The organism is Pseudobacillus wudalianchiensis, assembly GCF_001685015.1.
GTDB classification, from domain to species: Bacteria; Bacillota; Bacilli; order Bacillales; family Domibacillaceae; genus Pseudobacillus; species Pseudobacillus wudalianchiensis.
Genome location: NZ_MAYT01000003.1, coordinates 93,157 through 116,761, shown reverse-complemented (window position 1 = coordinate 116,761; position 23,605 = coordinate 93,157). Strand labels below are relative to the sequence as shown.

Below are 23,605 nucleotides of genomic sequence, written 5' to 3'. Positions count from 1 at the left end.
AGCACGATAGCGGATTGGAGCTCTCGACAAGGAGTCGTTTTGTAGACTCCGACAGAGAGAGTGAAATCAGCGTACGTGCTAGCCCCTGCAGCTAGATCATAACGAAAAGCGATTAACATCGTATTGCCGGTTACTGAAACATATTATCCAGTTTTGAAAGAATAAACTCTTTCAGCTTTATACAGTCTGGTGGCGATAGCGAAGAGGCCACACCCGTTCCCATCCCGAACACGGAAGTTAAGCTCTTCAGCGCCGATGGTAGTGAGGGGCTTCCCCTTGTGAGAGTAGGACGCTGCCAGGCAAGTCCCCTTATTGGGGTGATCTTGCCTGTGAAGTTATTATTTTTTTAGAAAGTACTCAAGACGCTGAAGAGGCGCGAGAGTTTAAATTCTTTAAGGCGTATAAATCAAATATAAAAAGGCATCTTGTCAGTTTGAACTGCACCCTAATTGTTAGACATTCTTAACAATTAGAGTGCAGTTTTTTTATGGTTAAATTTACTACACAAGAAAAAATAGAGGCCGTTAAGGAATATTTAAATGGTCATCACGGAAGTAAAATCGTTACTAAATCAATCGGCAGAAATAATTGTTTATTGCATTTACAAAATAATCTTCAACCTGGTATGTTTTACGAAATGAAACCTCGCTTTTTATTGGAGTAGCTCCCCAAAAGTAAATTTATTAAAAACTAATAAATGGGTAGATGTCTATCCATTAATAAATAGGGACACATATACTAACATGTAGTTAAAATAATGATGAGGAGAGTTAAAAGTGAACAATATGCCATTTGTAGGGCCAAATATTTCTCCGAACCAGCCATTTGTAGGGCCGAATATTTCTCCGAACCAGCCATTTGTAGAGCCAAATATCCCCCCGAATCAACCACTTGTAAGCCCGGAAGTTTACCCGGAGCATCTCACTTATCCAGCCTATACCCCATGTTGTTACCCGGTATATAATAGCGGATGCGGCTACGGTAGGAGTTTTGTCCTGATCGTTGTTTTATTTATTTTGCTGATCATTGTTGGGGCGGCATGCTGCTGGTAATCTTCTCCTGTGAGTTGTTATATCAGTATAAACACGCCTTGCTGATTCAATAAACTCTCCTAGACGGGGTATCTTTAATCCTTGTAGAGGGCATATGATGGATTGATTCCATGTTATTACCCTAATTATTTTTTTACTTTCTACCCTTTATAAGACGAATGTATAATCTGCTAAAGCTTTTCAAATGTGGTGGATTATTCATTTGATTTTCATATGAAGAATGGACTTCACTGTTCATACAATGGTTTACTTTTCATTTCTCAAGAGTAAAAAAGGTGCTGATTTCACAACCAGCACCTTTTTTTAATATTAATGGACAGCTTTTATCATAGATAAGTCTTTTTGCCCGAACACCTATAAAATTGTAAAGATGTAAATACATTATTCCATCTTTACAATTTTATATTATTTTATGATTCCATCTCATCCAGATACTCACTAATAACTTTAAATGGTGAACCGATACACTTGAAAGTGCCCTTGTGCCACGCAGGCGCAAGGGTAACAGTAGAATAAAGCTTCAGACCTTATGTTTTTCTCATTTGTTTAGGAGGAATTTTTTGGTCAATTATTTATGTCGATTTAATCTCCCCATAAATCTGTTAGCGGGTTTTCTGCAAGTTCAACAATATTATTTCTTTCGTCTACATAAGCTACCTTAGTTTTTAATTCGTCCATTTCATCTTCTTCAAAGATTCCTATACATAGGATGACTACCTGATCTCCTTTTGTAAAAAGATGCGCAGGAGGGCCGTTCAGACAAATGACACCTGAGTTTGCTTCACCGGGAATAGCATAGGTCTTCCATCTGGTTGCATTTCGAAAGCTTGTAATCTGTACCATTTCATATGGTAATATCCCGACAGCCTTCATTAATTCCTTGTCTATCGTTATGCTGCCTGGATAATCTAAATTCGCTTCTGTTACAGTTGCTCTATGAATTTTTCCTTTGCAAATATACCGTTTCAATTTGAACCCTCCAAATTATGCCGTTAATCTCTTCATATTCAAGTCGCTGCAGAAGTGTACGTGATAGATACCTTTATTAAAGAGATTCTTTTGTATGATCTTTAAAAGCTTTTAAAGAAGAGGATATAGAAAAGTCAAAAAGGATAGCGGAAATGGACGATGATTTGTATGAAGAATGGATGAGAAGCTAACCTTCGATGAATCAAACCAATCCAGAGTCGCTTCCGCAAGTCACCCAACTTACCTTGATCTGCCGCTTTTAGAAAGAGGGAACGATTACTGTACCAATGTGGCTGAAAGCATGTATTCTCTTGTGGAAGACAGAAAGTGTAATCTAAACACCTGACAATAAGTTAATGAGGATATGGAGAATCGGACTTAAACATTGTTTTATTTAATTTGGTGAGAAGCGAATGCCCGCATATTTGGATCTTGCTGATTCAAATATGCGGGCAGGTTATTCGTAACGCTTATAAAATCTATATTGTAGATTGATGAAAAAGCTTTTTAAAAAAGGGACTTAAAGCGTTTGACACGTTCTAGTCTGGACTAATCAGTTCATGGCCATATCCAAAACAAACAATGCTCTTTTGAGCTTCTTTCATCTATACACAAATCAGGAAGGAGGTAGGATAAATCCTATATGATATAGCAAAAAAACAAACAGAGATCTCCTAATCAACCAAGATACATTCCACGATTATGAACTTCTATGCATAGCTAAGTTATCGAATTTAGTTAACTCGAAAAATCTTAGAAAAACGAATAAAAGAGTAGGCGATAAGGAAAGGCAACAAAATATCTATTACTCTTCTTGGGTTGCTAAAAGGAGTTCTAGTCACTAATTTGTTGCTAGGGAAAGCTATATGAATCCCACTTGTTGATAATTAAGAGCTTATTGCTAAGACCTCAGAAAGGGGCTGAAAGAAATATACTTAAGCTAAACGGACAATATTTAATAAGCCCGAGTATTGCAATACGAGAAACGAAGAAACAATACTGAACTGTTCCGCTGATAAAAGAAGAGCACCAGGTAAACCTAGTACTCTCTTAAAATCAGTCGTTTTTAATTTAATTTTGTCACGCGTCCTTCGATTTGAGAGTTCACCACGTCGTTGGCCTTAATATAATTAACTAATGCATCAAGATCGACTACGTCGATTGTACGGTTGGTGATACCAGCCAATACTGTGTAACCATCGCCGCCGCCAGCCATATAGTTGTTCACTGTTATCGTGTAATTCTGATCCATTTGAACTGGTGTCCCGTCGTCCTTCACGATGGAAACAATGCGGTCTCCAGCAGCACGGGAATCATCATAGGAAACTTTAAGACCTGAAACTGGCATGATACGAACTTTGCTGCCCCATTGCTGTTCTAATAATGTTTTAATGTCCGCTCCGGTTACCGTCATTTTTACAAGGTCATTTCCAAACGGCTGGACTGTGAAAGCTTCTTTCCAAGTAATTTCACCAGCATCAATGTCTGCGCGAACTCCGCCCGGATTCATAAAAGCAAAATCTGTACCTGTTTGAGCTCTCATCGAATCGGCAATGAGATTTCCCATAGCTGATTCACCAGCTGCATTTGTTGTTCTTGTAATCGCAGTTGGAGTAGTGCCAATCACTTCATTTAACTGGCCCGCAACATCAGTCATATATCTATCCAAAATGGCTCTTATTTCTGCATCAGGAGTGATGCGATCACGGTAAGTTGTGACGATTTCTGATTCTGCTGAAATCACATCCTTAGTGTCAGGATCGATCAATAGGTCCACATCAGAAAAAGCTGTTCCAGAAGCATATGACTGGACAACTACCTTTCCATCTACTGTAGTGTTCGTGTACGAATGATTATGGCCGCCAAATAAAACATCGACCTCATCATCTGCATTACGGGCAATATCAATTAGTTCTTCCGATGCATTTGAGCCGTCTGCTTTTGAATAGGAAGGGTTATGGGCTAAAACAATAATCGTTTCAACGCCTTTTGCTTTTAACTCTGCCGTATATTTATTAATGGCCTTTGTTTCATCTGTAAATTCAATCCCCTCAGTCGCACTTGGGATGACAATGTCCGGTGTATCTGACAAAGCCACACCAATAAAACCAATTGGTACTCCATTTACTTCTTCAATATGATAAGGCTCAAGAATGGTTTTCTTTGTTTTCGCATCAATGACATTGGCTGCGATATAAGGAAAGTTTGCCCCTTCAAATTTACCATATTTCTCGACCGTCTTCGGATGGCTTCCTCCATTGATAAGACGCATCATTTCTTCAATGCCTTCGTCAAATTCATGATTGCCAACGGTACCGACATCAAAGCCAAGTTCATTCAGAATATAGATGGTCGGTTCATCCTGTAATAGGGCAGATACTGGTGAACTGGCACCAACAACATCTCCGGCATGAACGAGTAATGTATTAGAGTTTTCCGCTTCACGCTGTTTTAAATAGGCGGCTAAATATTCGACTCCTCCTGCATTAATGCTGGAGTTATACGTGTCCAGCTGTCCGTGGAAATCATTAATGCCCAAAAGCTGAAGCTCGAAAGGCTCCTGAGATTCTGCAACTGGCAGTTTCATAGAATACTTGCCAAATCCGTCTGCACCGTCACCTGTAAATTCAATCCCGCTTCCAGGTAAAAGGGCCTTTTCCGCGTCTGGCGAAGATTCAAAAGCAACATTTACATCGCCACCCACAGGGGAGAAGGTCCAGTTTCCATCTGCAGACGGATCAATGGTTTTCTGTTCCTCAATATAATCAATAATCGCCTGACGGTTTTCATCTGGATACATTTCTACAGCTGTCTGATTTTTGACGCCAGGGAAATTGCCACCTGCACGATAGTTGTTTGTCACAACAAGGAATTCCTGTTCAAGATCGATGGGCTGGCCGTTGTACTGTAAATTTTTAATTCGGTTTGCGTCAGCATTCACAAGATTGCCATCTTTATCATACTTAGCTGGCTCTGTTACATCAATTTCGTAGGTTACACCGTCAATTACATCGTAGTTATAGGTTGAAAAATTGGTATTAATCAATGGCTGTTCTTCACTTACAGACGGGTCAATTTGATTAAATTGGCCTGCAGACATTTCAAGCCATTCTTTTACATCGCTGCCTGTAATTTTAACAGTGGCTACAGTGTTTGGATAAAGATAAAGGTCTGCCACGTTTTTAATCGCAATGGTTCCTTCTGGAATATATGTATAGTAATTAGCTCCGCTTCTTCCGCCTGCTTTAAATGGCGCTCCTGCTGAAAGAATTGGCAGGTTTTCATCAGGGGTACCCTGTACTTTTTTCTCCACATACCATTTTTGGGCATTGGTCACAATCTGGATGGAAGGGTCGTCCTGAACAAGAGCAAAATAGCTATGAATATCAGCCGTTGTTGTCCCCACCGGCTGGCGGATATAATTAACAGTTTCTTCGTGTGCTTCTTTAACCGCTTTTAATACTTTATCATCAGGTTCAGCCAAGCTTGTTTTGGTTGCTTTGTCATAAATCGTTCTGATTTCTGCTTCAGAACTTTTGATAACCCATTTGCCTTTTTCTTTCGCTATGTTTAAATCGATGACACCAAGGTGACTTCCCCAGCTTCCTGGCATTACGACAGGAACACCGTTAATCGTTCCGTTTTCAGTGTCTACCCCAGGCAGATTTGCATAGTTTCCTGGAAAGGTAGAATGACTATGACCGGAAATGATGGCGTCTATACCTTCCACACTTGTCAGGTCATAAGCGGCATTTTCCTCCATTTTAACTACTTCTTCGTCTCCGATTCCGGAGTGGGCAAGGGCGACGATAAGATCCGCGCCTTCTTTTTTCATTTGAGGAATTTGTGCTTTGACCGATTCAACAATATCTTTTGTGATCACCTTACCATCAAGGTGGGCTTTATCCCACTGGAGAATTTGCGGGGCCACGGCACCGACTACACCGACTTTAATTACCTGCGTTTTTCCGCGTCCATCTACTACTTTTTTCTTTAAAATGGTATAAGGTTTGAAGGCGTTTTTATCATTAGATGGGTCGTTGTCTTGATCATCTATATATACATTCGCGTTAACATAAGGCATCGGTGCATCGTCCAGTACTTCATCAAGGAACTCGAGTCCATAGTTAAACTCGTGATTTCCAACGGTTGCTGCATCATAATCTAATTGCTCCATTGCTTGAAAGACTGGATGAAGTTCGCCATCTTCCAGCTTGTCCACTTTTGCTTTATAATCGCCAAGCGGGTTTCCTTGAATCAGGTCACCATTGTCAAAAAGGAGAGTGTTTTGGGCTTCCTCTCTCGCTTCATTGATAAGAGTAGCTGTTTTAGCAAGACCAAATTCCAACGTTTCGGCATCCTTATAATAATCATAATTATAAAGGTTGGTATGAATATCTGATGTTCCAAGGATTCGCAAGGATACCTCGTGTTTGCCAGTCTGATCTGGCTTGGCAGCCATCACTGAATTATAGGAAATTGGAGCAGCTAAGACAGATAATGCCATCGTCGTTACTGCTAATGTCTTCCCGGCCTTCATTAAAGGTTTTCTCAACGGAAACAGCTCCTTAATAGTTGTGTTTTTTAAACTCTTTTTAATTATAAAAAGAACTGCTTATATATAAATGAGGCTTAAGGTAGTACTATTCTTAAAATTTAGTAAACTTAATGTAAATTAGCAGTTCTAAAGTTTGGTGTTGCGAAGTGGGGAACAGGAAAATGTTTTAAGTATCTTCTGGCTCTATGTTCAGTGTGAATATGTACTAAATATGGAGGACGCCGTGGACTATCAGGATTATAAGACCAACTGTGCAGCCTGTAAACTTTACGATAATATCATTTAGATATAAGAATTAAAAAACTTATTGGTGTGTACTCTGACCCTCATTCACAGGTGTTTGCTTATCCAAATAGTAAAGTAGTCCATTTTATAACAACCTGTTTTCTTGCTGAAATTACTAGTGGAGGACTACGATATGATTCTTCTGAGTCACTAAAAAGTAAGGTTTTTGAACAACAGAACCTACTGCAATACCTATTGAAAATGCATTCTCTAGGGTTAAACGATGCACTTGCTAATAGAGAATTGGCGTTTATTCATTAGTGTAATTCTTATTGAAGTAACGGGGAGCCACCGATGAGGCAATCTTCACCAACAAGGATAAAAATAATCTTTTTTTATGGGAATTACTTGAATAAGGAACCTAAAAAGTCGGTTCCTTAATTTACAGGAAATTGACTTTTTTAGGTTTTGAAATCCGCTAAAAAATAATATAGTTGTTTAAAAACCCTTCTTAAACTAACTGGTGCTTTAGCTGAATAAGAATTAAACAACTTTAAAGAGCATTACTACACAATTAAATGTAGTAATGCTCTTATATCTTTATAACAAAATTAAATAACTTTATTATCTCTCTACAGCTATGCGTATCATTAAAAAGGACAACTTTTTCTATAAGACAAGTCTGTCAAAAGACAAGTGGAGTTCATTCATCAAATATTTGAAATGTATATATAAGATCAGACTTCATTAGGAATCTATATACCTCTTTCAAATAAATGCAGTCTTTGCGCTTGAACCTTAATTTTGATGCTTATTCTGAAAAAGTATAATTTTCTAATTAGACACTAAAGATAGCGCTATCATTTTAAGAGATAGTTTTCTTTTTTTGGTTATCTGATGAATCTTTGTGCTCTTTTGAATATTCTTCCCAGAATTCAGCACCCTCTATCCCTGCTTTTACGGGGTTAAATACAGGATCTATGCCTTGCTTTTTTTGAAGTTCATAATCTTTCAATACTTTTAACGCTGGTTTTGTGAGGAATAATAAGGCAATTAAGTGTACCCAAGCTAACGATCCTATACCTAAGTCTCCCATTGCCCATCCAAGTGACGATGTTTTTACACTGCCAAAATACGTTATAACCAGAAATGTTAAAATTAAAGCATATCTTGGCCATGCCATTTTTCGTTTGCTATTGAGATAGATAAGGCTTGTTTCTGCCTTATAATAAAAAGCTACGATACAGGTGAAGCAAAAGAATAAAATAGCAATGGCGAGAAATGGTGCACCAAAGTTTGAAATTTGTGATTCCACTGCGTATTGCGTGTATAACGACGGTTCGATAGCACTCATATTATTTGCCGTGTCTGGTCCATCAGTGACCTTCACATCATACATTCCCGTTAAAAGAATCATAAAAGCGGTTGCAGAACAAACTACCAACGTATCGATATAAACAGATAGAGATTGCACCAATCCCTGTTTAGCTGGATGGGATACCTCTGCTGCCCCAGATTCAAAAGTCTCAGTACCTGTTCCTGCGCCGTTAGAATAAGCTCCCCTTTGAACGCCCATAGCGATGGCTGTGCCGATCGCTCCACCAAAAGTAGCGTGGATGCCTAAAGCACTGGAAACAATGAGGGAAATAACAGCAGGCAGTTGAGAAGTGTTTAAGACTAGAATAATCGCACACACTATTAGGTAACCGATAGCCATAAAGGGCACGATTATTTCAGCCGTTTTTGCAATTCGTTTAACACCGCCCAAGACAATAGCACCGAGACAAAGTGTTACAAACAAGCCTGAAATAGCCGGTGTTATTCCAAATGCATTCTCCATTGAAATAGCGATTGTATTGGATTGGATGCCAGGATACAAAAGCCCTAAAATAACGATTAGCATTATAGCAAATATGTTCGCAAACTTTTTGGATTTAAGTCCTTTTTCAAAGTAGTAAGGCGGGCCTCCGCGATAATCGGTTCCTACTTTTCTTTTGTATACTTGGGTAAGAGTAGTTTCAATAAAGGCAGTAGCACTGCTAAACAAAGCCATCAACCACATCCAGAAGACTGCACCAGGTCCTCCCAAGGCGATCGCAACCGCAACCCCGGCAATATTGCCTGTCCCAACCCTGCTGCCAATTGACATAGATAGAGCTTGGAATGAGCTTACTCCAACCTCAGAACGTTGACGTTGAAATGTTAGTTTGAACATATCTTTTAGGTACCTCAACTGAACAAATCGAGTAGCAATTGAGAAAAAGATTCCTACCCCTAGGAAAAGGAAAACCAATGCCTTACTCCAGACTATCGCATTCATCCAACTAATTGCAGATTCCATTGAAAAATTCCCCCTTTATTTTTAGCGTCAAACAAAAGAGTAGTAGCACTTTCCGTAAAGATGATGAACAGATCGAATTGTTGTTTAACAATGGGTGTGGTTTTTAATAATTCTCATGAATTATTAAAATATACTGATTTTTCAGAAAAAATTTTGCATAAAGTACACTATATTGCATATTTACTTGCGTATTTCTTGGAAGAACAGCGGGAAGAAGTTGATCACTTCAAAACTCTTCTTTATAAATTTTTCTGGTTCTTCATGAAAATAGTGGCATCGCTCCTTTTTAGGTTAAATGGTAAAAAATACAGATAGTTCAATTTGCCTGAAAATATATTTAGATTATTGACTAATCTTGGATACATGTAAAATGAATATAAATGATAGTAAGAATTAGAATTACTAATGTAAGTAGATTAGTTATATAAAAGTCTACGAAAATTGCTCCACCCATGTTTTTACATGTGCTATAAATTTTTCGGTTGCTGGCGATATAGTAGGGAGTGTTGCAAGGCCTATTAACCGATAACTATTAACTTCTAATTCAAGAATAGAAAAATCTTTAGAGGATTCTTCCCGTGCTACCATTTCTGACAAAATATTAATACCAAGATTATTTTCAACCATTGAGACAATAGCTTTATCTTCGTATAACTCATACTTAATATTCGGTTTAATGTTATGTTTTTTAAAAATCCTCGTTACGTCAGTATCTCCTCCTTCTCTAGGAATAATAAATGGTTCCTGTTCAATCTGACTGAACAAAATTTTCTTTTGTTTATGTAGTGGATTTTGATTCGAAACAATACAAACCATTGGATCTTTTTTTAATGGAATGACATTGAGTGATTTAGAAGAAGCAGGCAAAGCCAAAAACCCACAATCCACTTCATTATTTAACAACCACTGCTCAATCTTTTTATAGTCTCCTTCAAATAACTCAATCTCAATATTAGGATTGCTTTTTTGAAAATAAGTGATTATTTTAGGCAGCCACTGGGATGCTACACTTGCAAAAGTCCCTACTCTAACTGTTCCTATCTCCAACCCCTTTATCGCAGCCACTTCTTGATTGATTTCATCGTTAATTCGTAATAGTTCTCGAATGTGTTTGATAATACGTTCTCCATCACTTGTTAATTGAACGCCCGAACGAGACCTTCTGATTAACGGTATTCCCCATTCTGATTCAAGACTATTAATGGCATGGCTTACGCCAGGCTGTGTTAAATTAAGCGCGATCCCGGCTTTTGTAAGGCTCTTTAATTCTACAACTTTATTGATTACTTCATATCGTGAAATAGTCATTAGCTCACCTCATACATTCGTTTTATTTATACTGAATATTATAAATATTCATTTTACTTATGTAAATAGCATGAGTATAGTTTAAATTAACAACAAATTTTAAAAGAAAGGAACTGATGTAAACCTTTACACTTTTCTGATCAACAGGATTGTTTTAGTGAAAGCGAAGACCTTTTATTTAAAATAATACATTTAAAATCAGGAGGAATGTGCAATGAAACTAGGCTTATTCTTATATGCTTCTCATCCCCCAGAAAGATCTTATTATGAAGCGACACAATGGGATTTGGAAATGATTAAGTATGCAGATGAATTGGGTTATGAGGAAGTGTGGATGGGAGAACACTTTACAGCAGAATGGGAACCAATTCCTGCTCCCGATCTTGTAGTAGCCCAGGCGCTGCTTCAGACAAAACAGATTAAATTAGGAGTGGGTGCGTACTTGTTGCCGTATCATCATCCAGCTGAATTAGCCCACCGTGCAGCTTACTTAGATCATTTATCTCAAGGAAGGTTTTTATTCGGTGCTGGATCTAGTGGTTTAGGGAGTGATTTGGCTCTGTTTAACGTAGATGGGAGCACAGGTGAAAATGTGAAAATGACTGCTGAAGCACTCGAAATTATTCTTAAACTATGGACAGAGACAGAACCATTTGAATATAGAGGCAAGTACTGGAACGTAAATAAAACGGATCGGATGTTTGATGTATTGGGCCCTCATATGACGCCTTATCAAAAGCCGCATCCACCAATTGGGGTGGCCGGTTTGAGCCCTCATTCAGCGACATTGAAAATTGCAGGCCAACGAGGTTTTATTCCTATGAGTTTAGCTTATAGACATAGCGCAGCGTCTAAAAACTGGGAATCAATTGTTGAGGGGGCAAAACAGAGTGGCAGAACACCTAACCGCGAAGAGTGGAGAGTCGGCAAAAATATTTTCGTGGCCGAGACGGATGAAGAAGCCTATGAGCATTCAGTAAATTCGATGATGGGAAGACACTTTAGAGAATACACAATTCCTTTATTTAAGAACTTAGGCAGGCTGGCTATTTTTAAAGAGAATGAGGATATTCCAGATGAAGAGGTGACGGTAGATTATATAGCAGAGAATTGCTGGTTTATTGGCTCACCTGATACTGTAGCAAAGAAACTGGATCATTTCTATGAAATTTCAGGTGGTTTCGGTACTTTACTAACGCCTGGTTATGATTACCTTGACAATCCCGAAGTATGGAAAAAATCGATGAGATTACTAAAAGAAGAGGTTCTGCCAAGATTAAAAAAGAATCGGAAAGTTTACTATTAATAGAGTGATTAACGTTTTTCTAATAAAACTGAATTGTATTCTCATAAATCGTTAAGAGGTGTTGTTAATGGGGCGTTTAAATGGAAAAGTAGCTATAATTACAGGGGCAGCCAGTGGACAAGGCGCGGCTGAAGCTGAAATTTTTGCAAAAGAAGGAGCAAAAGTTGTTGCAGTTGATGTACAAATGGATCTTCTCGAACAAGTAGTCTTAAACATACGCGAATCTAGAGGAGAAGCCTTTTCCATGAAATTGGATGTTTCTTCGGAAGAAGATTGGAAAACAGTGATAGAACAGACGATTGATATTTATGGAAAAGTAGATATTCTTGTGAATAATGCAGGGGTTATTATCTCGAATAATATTGAAAAATGCACTTTAGAAGAGTGGAATAAGATTCAAAATATCAATTCAACAGGGGTTTACCTTGGTATGAAATATGTGATTGCCGAAATGCTTAAAACTGGTGGAGGTTCGATTGTTAATATTTCCTCCATTGACAGTATAGTGGGAGGAAGCAGTTCTGCCGCTTATGTTGCTTCAAAAGGCTCTGTTCGATCTTTATCGAGACATACAGCAATCGATTATGCTAAAAGCAATATTCGTGTCAACACGGTCTTCCCAGGTTATATTATAACCCCTATGACTGCAGAACAGCTTACTGATGAGGAGCGCAGCGAATATATTTACAGCCAGACAGCACTTCCATATTTGGGGAATCCTGAGGATGTTGCATATGGAGTTCTTTATCTTGCTTCAGACGAAGCAAAATTTGTTACTGGAACTGAATTGGTAATAGATGGAGGTTATACAGCCAAATAACTCCATGAATCCTTAGTAAACAATACTACTGTATGTTTGCTCTAAAAAGGGGTGCCTAGAGATGAATTTAATTATTTCTTCTATTCAAGGAAGAGTCATTTCAGGGAAACAAGTTGGTCGCACAATTGGTTTCCCTACGGCGAATTTGCATATATTATCGAAAATTCCCAGCTTAGATTATGGAGTCTATGGAGTAATTGTCGATTGGAAAGGAAGTAAGTTTTCAGGGGTAATGAATATAGGAATAAGGCCAACATTTAATGATAGCTCTCAGATAAGCTACGAAGTACATTTACTGGATTTCAATCAACATCTTTATGGTGAAAAGATAAATGTGTATATTTGTTTTCAAGTAAGAAAAGAAATACTGTTTAAAGATGTTTCTGAACTTATTCAACAGATTCGTAGCGATGTTGATTACGTTAAAGGCAAATTTCTAATTATGGATTATAGGCATCAAAATAAAAAAGACTTTGTAAATGTATAAGGAGAAAATATGAAAAAAGACCTAAACACCCTTATTCATCTACCTGATTTATTATTTGTACAATGGTGTGATGCTGAGTTTGGAATAAACCGCGGTGTATATAATACCATTGATTCTTGGTTTTATCAAAAAGGGATAAAAGAAATTACTCAGCGTAGAAAATACATTCTAAAGTTTTACCTTAGTTTAATTCATCACGGCAGCAAAGGCTCTAAAATTAAGTTTGGGCATGGTGGATTAGCTGCTAGTTTAAATAATTATTGGAAAGCATTCATAGAGAGTGAATGGAAGCGAAACGCTTAATCGTAAGTGGGATTGCTGAAAAGTAATAGGATGTATGGGGAGTTTAAAAAGTTATGCATCCTATTACTATACATGGCAAGCAGATAGAATGATTATTACCAAAATAGCCTGGCCAATACAAATGCATAGCCCTCCCAAAAGTCGAGTTTCTATACTATAGAAAGGGTGAGCGGGCATGACAAAAGCAGTCATAATTTATGGAGGAAATACCCGAAAGTCCAGATTAAAAGGATTACTAGACAGAGCGGAAAAGTTTTTATCTGCAAATCACTTTGAGTTTGAGACAATATATGTTCATGAATTGCCAGCAGAAGATTTAATCAGCGCCAACTTTAATAGTGAGTCTATTATCGAAGCGAATGCAAAGGTGGCAGCGGCAGACGTGATCATTATCGTAACGCCTACTTATAAAGCTTCGTATAGTGGTATCTTGAAGACCTATCTAGACTTACTTCCACAAAAAGGATTTGAGGGGAAAACGGTTCTGCCGCTTGTCCTTGGAGGGTCATTTGGTCACTTGCTGGTCATTGAGTATGCTTTGAAGCCGGTACTATCGGCACTGGGTGCGAGACTAATTTTGAAAGGTGCCTTTGTGCTTGATACTCAGGTTGAATACGCAGAAAGTGGCCAGTTTCTAATTCATCTTCAGGCTGAAGAGCGGCTTGGCCAGGTGCTACAGGTGTTACAGGAAGAAGAAAGCCGGTGTTTACCTTCAATTCACAAATAAAACATAATAACAACACTTATTGGGAAATCATAGGTCCTCATCTATTAATAAGATGGAGACCTAATTGTTTTAGGTAAGGTAAAAAAACTATGACGATTAAATAGAGGGAAAAATAAAAATCTCTTAAATTGATAATTAACGAATTGTCTCTAAAAAAGAGAGCGATTTATTCTCTAAATCGATTGAGTATCTGTTTAAAAGGGATTATGAAGGTGGTGCCAATGTGAAAGAGATTCTTTTAATTTTATTCCTCCAGCTTATTTATGTGCCATTACTCACTCTGCGGACTATTTTCTTAGTCAGAAACCTTACAGCTCTTGCCTCTATTTTTGGAGTCATGGAAATCCTAGTCTATGTATTTGGATTGTCTCTTGTATTTGGAGGTGACCAAAGTGTGGCTGCGATGGTAGTCTATGCCGTGGGGTTCGGAGTTGGAATTATATATGGAATAAAAATTGAGAAAAAACTAGCCATTGGCTATATCCTTGTCATCATCAATACTCAGTCTAAAAACGATGAATTAATTGACACTTTAAAAAACAATGGATTTGGGTTCACTCTATTTGTTGGTGAAGGCCGAGATAGCAAACGTTATAAACTTGATGTATTAACCAAGCGAAACCGTGAAAGTGAATTAATTGCAACTGTTGAAAAGTTTGAGCCTCAAGCTTTTATTATGTCTTACGAACCAACTTACTTTAAAGGTGGTTTTTTGTTAGGTCGTATAAAAAGCGCTAAGAATTAAAACGGACTATTTTTAGGGGGAATTAATAATGGGAAAATTAGCTGGAAAAGTAGCTATTATTACAGGAGCGGCAGGTGGACAGGGGGCATATGAGGCTCAATTGTTTACGAGGGAAGGGGCAAAAGTGATTGCTACTGATGTGCAGACTGAATTACTAGAACAAGTAGTTGCAAGGATTAATGAAAGTGGAGAGCAAGCCATTGCATTAAAGCATGATGTCGCATCTGAGGAAGACTGGCAAGCTGTTGTTAATACTACAGTTGAAACTTATGGAAAGGTAGATATCTTAATTAATAATGCTGGGATTTATATCTCAAATAACGTTAAGGATACGACCTTAGACGAATGGGACAAAACGATGAGTATCAATTCAACTGGAGTTTATCTTGGAATGAAACATGTCATTCCGGAAATGCTTAAGTCTGGTAGTGGTTCTATTGTGAACATTTCTTCAATAGATAGTATTATCGGCAGTGGCAGTTCTGCGGCATATGCAGCATCAAAGGGTGCTGTTAGATCATTAACAAAAAATGCAGCTTTTAACTATGCGAAAGATAAAATCCGAGTTAATTCCGTACATCCAGGTGTTATCATAACACCTATGAATGAACATCAGCTTGCTAGCGAGGAAACTAAAACCTTTGCTCAAAAGAATACACCATTGCCATATCTGGGTGCGCCAGAAGATGTTGCTTATGGTGTTCTTTATCTCGCTTCTGATGAATCCAAATTTGTAACGGGGATTGAACTGGTTATCGATGGAGGGTTGTTAACACTATAAGTAAGAGTAAATTGTTTATGAGAAAAAATAAGGTGAAAAATATGACAAAAATGTACTCTTCATTATTGAAAAAGTCAATGGAGACTCATAAAGAAGAAGAGTGCTCTATGATGAGATAATGCGGATCTTTAGGGCAGTTTTTAATTAAGCAAAATGCAACTAGTGACTGTACTGCATTGTTGACATCTTCATCATCTACTTTTCATTTTAAAATTTCTACAAACCTGATTACCTTCCTTTCTTAATTAACCTTCTTCATTGCTTATCCGTTCGTAAAAGTACACTTTTGCGAACGGTTTTTTCAGCAAAAAGCTGTTTTTCATAATCATTTAAACTCGAAAATCATATGACGAGGGAAAGTAGGTACAGGTTTTCATCATAGTACAAAAGCAGAGAGAAAAAACACGCCATAATTAACATTCTCACAAAGAATGAAACTATCAAGTCAATAATAATTATAACTGGGATTAGACACAAAAGGAATTTTGTTGTATTAGATGGATTATTACAAGGATCTGTGCTATATTCATACCATTTCACTAAACCTTCTTTATCCAAATCAATATAAAGAAGGTTAATTACCCTACACGCTCTAGATGCAGGATAATTGGGTTTATAGATTCGGCAGTACTTTTTTGGCTCCTAGGAAAAGCCATGTGCTAAGAACGAAAGGCATGGTCAACGCTGGAAGTCCGTATGGCAAAAGCCAAGTAGCTATGCTTGCAGCGAATGGCACTGTTAAACAAGCCGCAAAAATACCTGAAAGCAGACCAAAGCGGCGGTGGTCCGTATTAAATGTTGCAGACACGGCGATGATTGCTAGGATAGCATTGTATCCGTATAGACCCCTATAAATCAACGTGTGTTCTCCTCCAAGTAGATAGGAAGTCAGCAAAGCGACGACGTTTCCTAATACAGCATAGAGGCCTAGTTTCCAGCCAGCCACAAATACCGCAATAAAAAGCAGAATTCCGGATAGGATCCCCTCAATGAAAAAGATCTGTCCAATTCCGTCAAATGCCCCTTCTAACCAATTTATTTTTCCAGCTATGTCCAATTGCCAATTAGATAAGTCTTGCGGAACAAATCGGGAAGTTAAACGGAATGCTTCTAAACGGTAAGAAGCAAGAATCGTAAACCAAGTCACGGTGATAAAGGGAAACGTAAGTACAGGGATTCCTGTATTTTTCATAACATGCATCATAGTGGCTGTTAAGAGTGCTGCTAGTGCCGCACCTACGAGAGCAATAATCCAATGATAAGGTCCAGTTAAAAATAAGGTGAGCGCAAGTCCTGTCAAGACGGAGTTATAGCCGAACAATCCTTGGTTGATGCTTTCCTTATTCGCTCCTCCTATTACCCCAACGATAGTACCTATAAAAGCCGACAGCAGAGCAATGATTCCTAAAGAATAAGAAAAGGTGGTGATGGCTAAGAGAATGATAAGTCCAGTAACGGCATTTTCAATGAGCATAACTTGAGATATGCCTTTTAGAGTCGCTATCAGAAAGGAAACCAATTTCCCTTCAGCCCATCGCGTGTGATTAGTATTTTGCACGATAATTCTTCCTTTCCAATTTCTTAGGATTTGCTCCTCTAATATAGAAGCTTTTGCTTTATTGTAAAGTGACAAGTCTATTCTTTCTTGGGTATCTCCTTGTTAGCATTCCTTATTGACAAGAAGATAAAACAAAAAGAAAAGGGTGGTTCCTTTCTGTAGGAGCCCATCCTTTTTTGCTTGATCTATATTTATCCCCTTTTTATTACAGTAAATATATAACCTTAATATATAAGAATTATGATATATGATGGTTTTAAAGGAATCAATATAAGAATGTATGTTATTTGCTGGTTAATTCGACTACATAACTTAAAAAAAGAAAGTTTTTTCCGATAAAAAGTAAATATTTGTAATTAATAACTATTAAAAATTCAGGTTATAAGGTGCAGAGGCCTATTTTTTAATAGAAATGATGGTATGGTTGCCAGCAGTTTCTAAGGAATCATTAAAAACATCATTCCTGCCAAAATAATGGGAAGCATGACGATAAATGTAAGCATAGAAACACTACGTATTTGGATTCTATGTTCATTGGCTTGGTCCATGGACTAGCAGGAAGCGGCGCTATGGTCCTCTTGAAAATGAGCACTTATCGGGGGAGCGGCCATCTATATCCTCATAATTGGTGCAGGAACCGTCATTGGCAACCACTATTGTTAGCATTCCATCCGTGTTAAGCAAGAAATGCAGGACCGTAAGCATGACATTTGAGTTAATAACAGGTAGTATTAGTACTATTTTTAATATGTATTACATGTATAATTCGGGAGCTAGTGGAGGATTATGTAGTATCCATATTTAGGAATGAGATGACTGTCGCAACGTAAAAGGTGACAGACGGACAAATTCCAGCCTCATTTCCTATTTTTTGATAACAATTCGTCTGTAATCTCATTACAAAAACTTTGAAAAGAAAAACTACTCTGAATCAGTAGTTTTTATCCGGACATACCATCTTTACGATTAGAAGCGTAAAAAAAATCCTTAGTCAGCATGCTTCCAGCTTTTTATCATCGTATCGGCCAACTGACGTGCGTTTGGATCATTTTCCTCATACAGCTTGCTAATAACATTTTTTTGGTCCTCTTCATCATGATTTTGACTTAGCTTATATGCAGCTTGAACTTCTTGTACTTTTATTTTGAAACCAGTAATGCCCTTTAATTCCGCCTCTAACAACTCAGGAGAAAGCTTGTGCCATAAAACTGGTTTTTCACGGTGCCCTTCATATTTATATAGCATCTTGCTAAGCGCTTCTATCAACTCTTCCTTTGACAATATTTCTGCTTTTCCATATATATGGACAGCTTGATAATCCCATGTGGGGACGTTTTCGTGATTGTACCAAGAAGATGATATATAAGCATGCGGTCCCTGATACATAACTAAGACTTCTTCTGATTCCTCAAATGTTCTCCATTGAGGATTACCATAAGCCATGTGCCCTGTAAGGTAATAGTTAACCTCATCTACATCCTTTTCTAAATATAAAGGAATATGGGTAGCAATGGGCCTGCCCTGTTTAGTGGTAACAAGGGTGCCAAATGAATGTTTTTGGATAAATTTTTCAATTTCATCCATAGAAGTTACTTTAAAATATTTAGGGATATACATGAATGAACTCCTCCTTAATTGTAATGTGAAGTATTCAACATAACACCTGCTAAAAAAATAGTATTATACAAACTGACATTAAAAAAGGTACAATATTAAACAACTATACATGTCAGAAGGGGCAGTAAATGAAAAATACTATTTTTACTTTTAAAGATAACTCTCCTAAATACAAACAAATCTACGAGCAATTTAAATTATTTATTGAGCAAGGTGACATACAGACTGATGAACAATTGCCTCCTATTCGTCAACTTGCAGACTCCCTTCACGTAAGCCGCAATACCACATTAATGGCTTACGAACAGCTGGTGGCTGAAGGCTATATCCGTGGAGAAGGGCGAAAAGGTTATTTTGCAAATGAGTTGGAGCCTGTTTTGGTTCAGGAAGAGCTGTATTCCCATAATAAAGGGCAAACCGAGCCGGTACCGCCTGTCCTCGTCAATTTCCGGGCCGATGCTGTAGATCAATCTCACTTCCCTCTAAAAGTCTGGAGAAGAATCGCTAACCAAGTATTAACATTACAAGATAGCTTTCAATATGGAGAGCCTTTTGGAGAGATATGCCTGCGAGAACAGATTGCAGCGTATTTGTTTCAATCGAGGGGAGTAAAAGCAGAGGCAAATGCAATTATTATCGGCAGCAGTACCCAGCAGATGCTTATATACCTTGGCCATATACTGAAAGATGATTTCGAAAGTGTTGTAGTAGAGGACCCTGGATATGATGGTGCAAGGGAAGCTTTTCATTTCCATCGCTTTATGCTTGAAACCTTGCCAGTTTATGAAACAGGCGCCGATTTCACCCAATTAGAACAAATGACATCACGATTAATCTATGTAACGCCTTCCCATCAGAGCCCAATGGGGGTAAGTATGTCCATTCAACAGCGGCAAATGCTTATTCATTGGGCTGCCAGAATACAGGGATATATTATCGAAGACGATTACGACAGCGAATTTCGTTACACACAACAGCCATTTCCAGCTCTTGCTTCCCTTGATGCCACAAGGGTTATTTATCTGGGAAACTTTTCGAAGTGCTTCCTTCCAGGAATCCGTTTAAGTTATATGGTGCTGCCACAACCGCTATTAGATCGTTATAAAAATCACTTCCGTCATTTCGAGAGCACCACTTCACTTCTTAGCCAACTCGCAATGGCTAAGTTCATGGAAGAGGGAGAATGGAATCGTCATATTAAGCGTATGCGTCTTGTTTATAAACGAAAGATGCAGCACTTAGTAGCATTATTAAAAAAAGAGTTTAAGCAACATATATCTATTATTGGCGAACAGTCTGGTTTGTACTTATTAGTCAAAGTACACACGAATCGTTCAGAAGAATGGCTCATCAAACAGGCTTCCGCTTATGGTGTTAAAGTGTATCCTATCTCACCGTACGTCGTTAACAATCATTCTGATCAACCAGTTATTAAGCTTGGTTTCAGTAATCTTTCTGATGAGGAAATCCAACTTGGCGTCAATCTCTTAAAAAAAGCTTGGTTTTAAAAGTCTCCACCTTATCACAGCTGCTGGCATTTGTGAAGACGGCTCGAAAGAAGTGATGGCTTACACGATGGCCTCCAGAGAATCAGCGTTTGTCTAGAGAGGACTGCTGGAAGACATCAAAGAGAGAGGGGGAGGAAGACGTAATATTGCCCGCAAAGTTCATGTAGCTGACCAGGCAGAGATCTGCGAAGACTGACTTCAAATCGGTTTTATATAAGCAAGCTGGAGGTTCTTTTTCTTTTTGTAAAACATATTATTTAGTTTTATGTCGGAGGGGGATATTATGATTCAGGGTTCTTGGAGAGCGTTGATGTGGATTGGATTATCAGAATTGTGTGCTTTAAGCTTGTGGTTTAGTGCATCAGTGATTGCCCCCGAACTAATTGAAGTTTGGAGCCTTAGTTCCAATTCAGAAGCTTGGCTTTCTGCTTCTGTTCCTATCGGATTTGTGATAGGAGCATTATTCAGTTCATATTTTGGGGTGGCTGACCGTTTTAATCCCCGAAAAGTTTTTGCAACTTCAGCATTTCTAGGTGCAATATTGAATGCTTCACTCATTCTAGTTGATTCCGCTTTTTTCGGTGTTCTACTTAGGATTTTAACCGGAATAACACTCGCTGGTGTATACCCAGTAGCTGTGAAAATTTTATCCCAATGGTTTCCGAAAAATCGCGGATTTGCAATTGGGATCTTAATAGCAGCCTTAACATTAGGATCATCATTGCCTCATTTTGTTGTCATATTTTTTTCTTCATTAAATTGGAAATTCGTGATCATTTGTAGTTCAGTATTGGCTTTATTGTCGGCATTAGTTGTCACGTTTATTTTAGAAGATACTCCAGTAAAATCGAAAAGATTGCCTTTCTCGTTAAAATTAATAAAAAAAGTAGTAGTGAATAAACCGGTAATGCTCGCGAATTACGGTTACTTTGGTCATATGTGGGAATTGTATGCGATGTGGACATGGCTTCCTGCCTTTTTGGCTGCTAGTTTCTCAACCTATTCACCAGCAACGCCTCATTGGTTCATTGCGTTATCCTCTTTTATTTCAATAGGAATTGCAGGAGGGATTGGATGTATAGCAGGTGGACTAATCTCAGATAAAATAGGAAGAGCCAATTTAACGATTATGTCTATGCTTATCAGCGCTATTTGTTCAATATTAATAGGTTTTACATTTGGGCAATTTATTTGGTTAACTCTAATAATCGCCATTATTTGGGGGATGTCTGTCATATCTGATTCCGCCCAATTTTCTGCAGCAGTTTCAGAAATAGCCGAAGTTGATTATGTAGGTACAGCCCTTACTTTTCAAATGTGTATTGGTTTCCTGCTTACTATATTTTCTATTAATCTTATCCCTATTATTCAGAGAATCGTTGGTTGGGAGTGGGTCTTTTCGGTATTAGCGATTGGACCTGTTCTTGGAATAGTATTTATGATCAAATATAGACGTTACGAATAGCTTTTTTGCGGAACGCTGTTTGCATTTTTTGTTTAAGAAAGTTTGACATAAAACAACCTCTTTTGTTATTTTATAATACTTTTGATGGTTGACTAGAATAAAAATTTTCAGTAACGTTTATACTTTTAAGCCCTAATATAACCTTCCATCCGTTAGTCAAAAATATCCATAAAAATTTTGTTGATAAAGGAATAAAAATCTTGTAGTCTTTTATTTACTGTGACAAATGAATAAGATATTTTCTTCTTATCAAGAGAGATGGAGGGACTGGCCCGATGAGATCTCGGCAGCGGAACTTAGTGATTAAGTTGCTGTGCCAAATCCAGCAAGCAAAGGCTTGCTAGATAAGAGGAGTGTTTTATAGATATAAGGCCTCTTCTTGTTGTTTCAAGATGAGGCCTTTTTTCGGAGCAAAGAATGGGCAAAAGACGTGACCCATTTTATTTTTTGGAGGTGGAACAATGAAGAAAGGAAATCCATGGGCACTGATCCCATTTGTTGTTTTTTTGATTTTATTTATTGGTTCAGGGGTTATGACAGGTGATTTTTATGCTTTTCCTGTCATTGTAGCCATTGCCATTTCGGGTGCTGTGGCTCTGGCGATGAATCGAAAAGAATCGTTTTCGAGAAAGGTTGATATTTTTTGCCAAGGAGCAGGAAATTTAAATGTCATGCTGATGGTTGTTATTTTTCTCTTGGCCGGAGCCTTTTCAGAGGTAGCAAAAGGCATGGGGGCAGTGGATTCCACTGTTAACTTTGCTTTATCGGTCGTTCCGCAAAACCTGCTTGTCGTAGGTTTGTTCATCATTGCCTGCTTTATCTCCTTGTCAATGGGAACATCGATGGGAACGATTGTTGCACTGGCGCCAATTGGCGTTGGGATAAGCGGGCATACTGATCTTTCCATGACTTTAGTAATCGCGGCGATTACTGGCGGTTCGATGTTTGGCGATAATTTATCCTTTATTTCAGATACAACAATTACTGCCGTTCGTTCACAAGGCGCACAAATGAAGGATAAATTTAAAGTGAATTTTTGGATTGTGTTGCCGGCAGCTATTATTACAGGCATTATTTTAGGGGCTATCACAATGGGTGAAACGGCACAAGTAGAACATTTAAGCTATAGCTGGGTAAAAATTGTTCCCTATGTTTTAGTTATTATTTTTGCGTTAGCTGGAATGAATGTTTTCCTTGTTCTAGCACTAGGAATTGTTCTCGCCGGGGCTGTTGGCTTAGCGGATGGCAGCTATCATGTAATGGGCCTTTTTCAAAAGATTGGCGAAGGAATGGCAGGCATGTATGAAATCGCCTTTCTTGCGATATTAATAGCTGGGATGGTGGAGGTTATTAAATTTAACGGCGGAATTGACTTTCTGCTTCATCTTGCGACACGAAGGATTAAATCGAAAAAGGGGGCCGAATTTGGGATTGCTGGGCTTGTAAGTCTGACTGATTTATCGACGGCCAATAATACGATTGCTATTTTAATTGCCGGACCGCTTGCGAAAAATATTGCTGATCAGTATGGAATTGAGCCGAGAAAGTCCGCAAGTATATTAGATCTTTTCTCTTGTTCGATTCAAGGCCTTCTGCCATACGGGGCCCAATTATTAGCAGCTGCAAGCGTAGCCGGAATATCGCCGGTGAGTATTCTTCCATACTCTTTCTATCCAATCCTCGTAGGAATCTGCGGAATCATCGCTATCCTCATCGGATACCCGACAAAAAAGAAAGCCTGAACTTCACTACTTTAAAGCAACGGGGGCCTGTCCCCCAGTTGTTAAAAAGGTAAAGTGTTAGGGCATCAGTGATTGCCTCTGAACGAATTGAAA

17 protein-coding genes, 1 rRNA gene, 1 pseudogene and 1 riboswitch are annotated in these 23,605 nt (G+C 38.2%); of the genes and pseudogenes, 13 read left to right on the top strand and 6 right to left on the bottom strand.

Annotated elements, in window-relative coordinates; genetic code table 11:
• Positions 1-185 precede the first annotated feature (185 nt).
• Together rrf and A8F95_RS23375 are read left to right on the top strand one after the other, a co-directional pair.
• Positions 186-301: ribosomal RNA gene (rrf, locus tag A8F95_RS05730) — 5S ribosomal RNA — on the top strand.
• Positions 302-872: 571 nt separating this feature from the next.
• Positions 873-1,052 carry a YjcZ family sporulation protein gene (locus A8F95_RS23375; RefSeq protein WP_141676230.1) on the top strand — a complete coding sequence of 60 codons (180 nt, stop codon included), beginning with the start codon at positions 873-875 and terminating at the stop codon, positions 1,050-1,052.
• Between the two features lie 582 nt (positions 1,053-1,634).
• On the opposite strand, the gene panD is transcribed toward A8F95_RS23375, so the two are convergent.
• Entirely contained in the window at positions 1,635-2,021 is a 387-nt protein-coding gene (panD, locus tag A8F95_RS05720; protein WP_049661872.1) for an aspartate 1-decarboxylase, read from the bottom strand.
• 1,066 nt (positions 2,022-3,087) lie between these two features.
• Positions 3,088-6,576 (bottom strand): bifunctional 2',3'-cyclic-nucleotide 2'-phosphodiesterase/3'-nucleotidase, encoded by a 3,489-nt coding sequence (locus tag A8F95_RS05715; protein ID WP_065409665.1) that lies wholly within the window; start codon positions 6,574-6,576, stop codon positions 3,088-3,090.
• A gap of 282 nt (positions 6,577-6,858) precedes the next feature.
• Between A8F95_RS05715 and A8F95_RS22950 the strand changes: the two are divergent.
• Positions 6,859-7,125, top strand: a pseudogene (locus A8F95_RS22950) (NUDIX hydrolase); the annotation flags it as partial.
• Positions 7,126-7,669: 544 nt separating this feature from the next.
• Here A8F95_RS22950 and A8F95_RS05710 read toward each other — a convergent pair.
• Entirely contained in the window at positions 7,670-9,145 is a 1,476-nt protein-coding gene (locus tag A8F95_RS05710) for an alanine/glycine:cation symporter family protein (RefSeq protein WP_065409664.1), read from the bottom strand.
• A 432-nt stretch (positions 9,146-9,577) separates the two neighbouring features.
• On the bottom strand, positions 9,578-10,453 hold the full coding sequence (locus A8F95_RS05705) for a LysR family transcriptional regulator (protein WP_065409663.1): 876 nt from the start codon (positions 10,451-10,453) through the stop codon (positions 9,578-9,580).
• A 214-nt stretch (positions 10,454-10,667) separates the two neighbouring features.
• Here A8F95_RS05705 and A8F95_RS05700 point away from each other — a divergent pair, with 214 nt between their 5' ends.
• The 7 genes from A8F95_RS05700 to A8F95_RS05670 all read left to right on the top strand — a co-directional run bounded on the left by A8F95_RS05700 (position 10,668) and on the right by A8F95_RS05670 (position 15,622).
• Complete coding sequence (locus tag A8F95_RS05700; protein WP_065409662.1) at positions 10,668-11,759, top strand: LLM class flavin-dependent oxidoreductase; 1,092 nt, start codon at positions 10,668-10,670, stop codon at positions 11,757-11,759.
• 67 nt (positions 11,760-11,826) lie between these two features.
• Entirely contained in the window at positions 11,827-12,579 is a 753-nt protein-coding gene (locus A8F95_RS05695; protein ID WP_065409661.1) for an SDR family NAD(P)-dependent oxidoreductase, read from the top strand.
• Positions 12,580-12,640: 61 nt separating this feature from the next.
• Complete coding sequence (locus tag A8F95_RS05690) at positions 12,641-13,066, top strand: riboflavin kinase (protein WP_065409660.1); 426 nt, start codon at positions 12,641-12,643, stop codon at positions 13,064-13,066.
• Positions 13,067-13,075: 9 nt separating this feature from the next.
• Positions 13,076-13,369, top strand: coding sequence for a hypothetical protein (locus A8F95_RS05685; RefSeq protein ID WP_065409659.1), 294 nt, complete (start codon positions 13,076-13,078; stop codon positions 13,367-13,369).
• A gap of 175 nt (positions 13,370-13,544) precedes the next feature.
• Positions 13,545-14,096: an NADPH-dependent FMN reductase gene (gene ssuE / locus A8F95_RS05680; protein WP_065409658.1), complete on the top strand. Its 552-nt coding sequence runs from the start codon at positions 13,545-13,547 to the stop codon at positions 14,094-14,096.
• Between the two features lie 223 nt (positions 14,097-14,319).
• Positions 14,320-14,841, top strand: a complete 522-nt coding sequence (locus A8F95_RS05675) for a DUF2179 domain-containing protein (protein WP_065409657.1) — start codon at positions 14,320-14,322, stop codon at positions 14,839-14,841.
• A 28-nt stretch (positions 14,842-14,869) separates the two neighbouring features.
• Positions 14,870-15,622, top strand: coding sequence for a glucose 1-dehydrogenase (locus A8F95_RS05670; protein WP_065409656.1), 753 nt, complete (start codon positions 14,870-14,872; stop codon positions 15,620-15,622).
• Positions 15,623-16,235: 613 nt separating this feature from the next.
• On the opposite strand, the gene A8F95_RS05665 is transcribed toward A8F95_RS05670, so the two are convergent.
• Positions 16,236-17,180 (bottom strand): urea transporter, encoded by a 945-nt coding sequence (locus A8F95_RS05665; protein ID WP_245671142.1) that lies wholly within the window; start codon positions 17,178-17,180, stop codon positions 16,236-16,238.
• A 987-nt stretch (positions 17,181-18,167) separates the two neighbouring features.
• A complete protein-coding gene (locus tag A8F95_RS05660) occupies positions 18,168-18,797 on the bottom strand; it encodes an FMN-binding negative transcriptional regulator (RefSeq protein ID WP_065409655.1) in 630 nt (209 codons plus the stop codon).
• 128 nt (positions 18,798-18,925) lie between these two features.
• Here A8F95_RS05660 and pdxR point away from each other — a divergent pair, with 128 nt between their 5' ends.
• From pdxR to A8F95_RS05645, 3 genes are all read left to right on the top strand, one after another.
• Positions 18,926-20,305 carry a MocR-like pyridoxine biosynthesis transcription factor PdxR gene (gene pdxR, locus A8F95_RS05655; protein WP_065409654.1) on the top strand — a complete coding sequence of 460 codons (1,380 nt, stop codon included), beginning with the start codon at positions 18,926-18,928 and terminating at the stop codon, positions 20,303-20,305.
• Positions 20,306-20,588: 283 nt separating this feature from the next.
• The gene (locus A8F95_RS05650; RefSeq protein WP_065409653.1) at positions 20,589-21,770 is read left to right on the top strand and encodes an MFS transporter; all 1,182 of its coding nucleotides are present in this window, start codon (positions 20,589-20,591) and stop codon (positions 21,768-21,770) included.
• Positions 21,771-22,013: 243 nt separating this feature from the next.
• Positions 22,014-22,121: riboswitch (SAM riboswitch) on the top strand.
• 110 nt (positions 22,122-22,231) lie between these two features.
• The gene (locus A8F95_RS05645) at positions 22,232-23,512 is read left to right on the top strand and encodes a Na+/H+ antiporter NhaC family protein (protein WP_065409652.1); all 1,281 of its coding nucleotides are present in this window, start codon (positions 22,232-22,234) and stop codon (positions 23,510-23,512) included.
• The last annotated feature ends 93 nt before the right edge of the window (positions 23,513-23,605 follow it).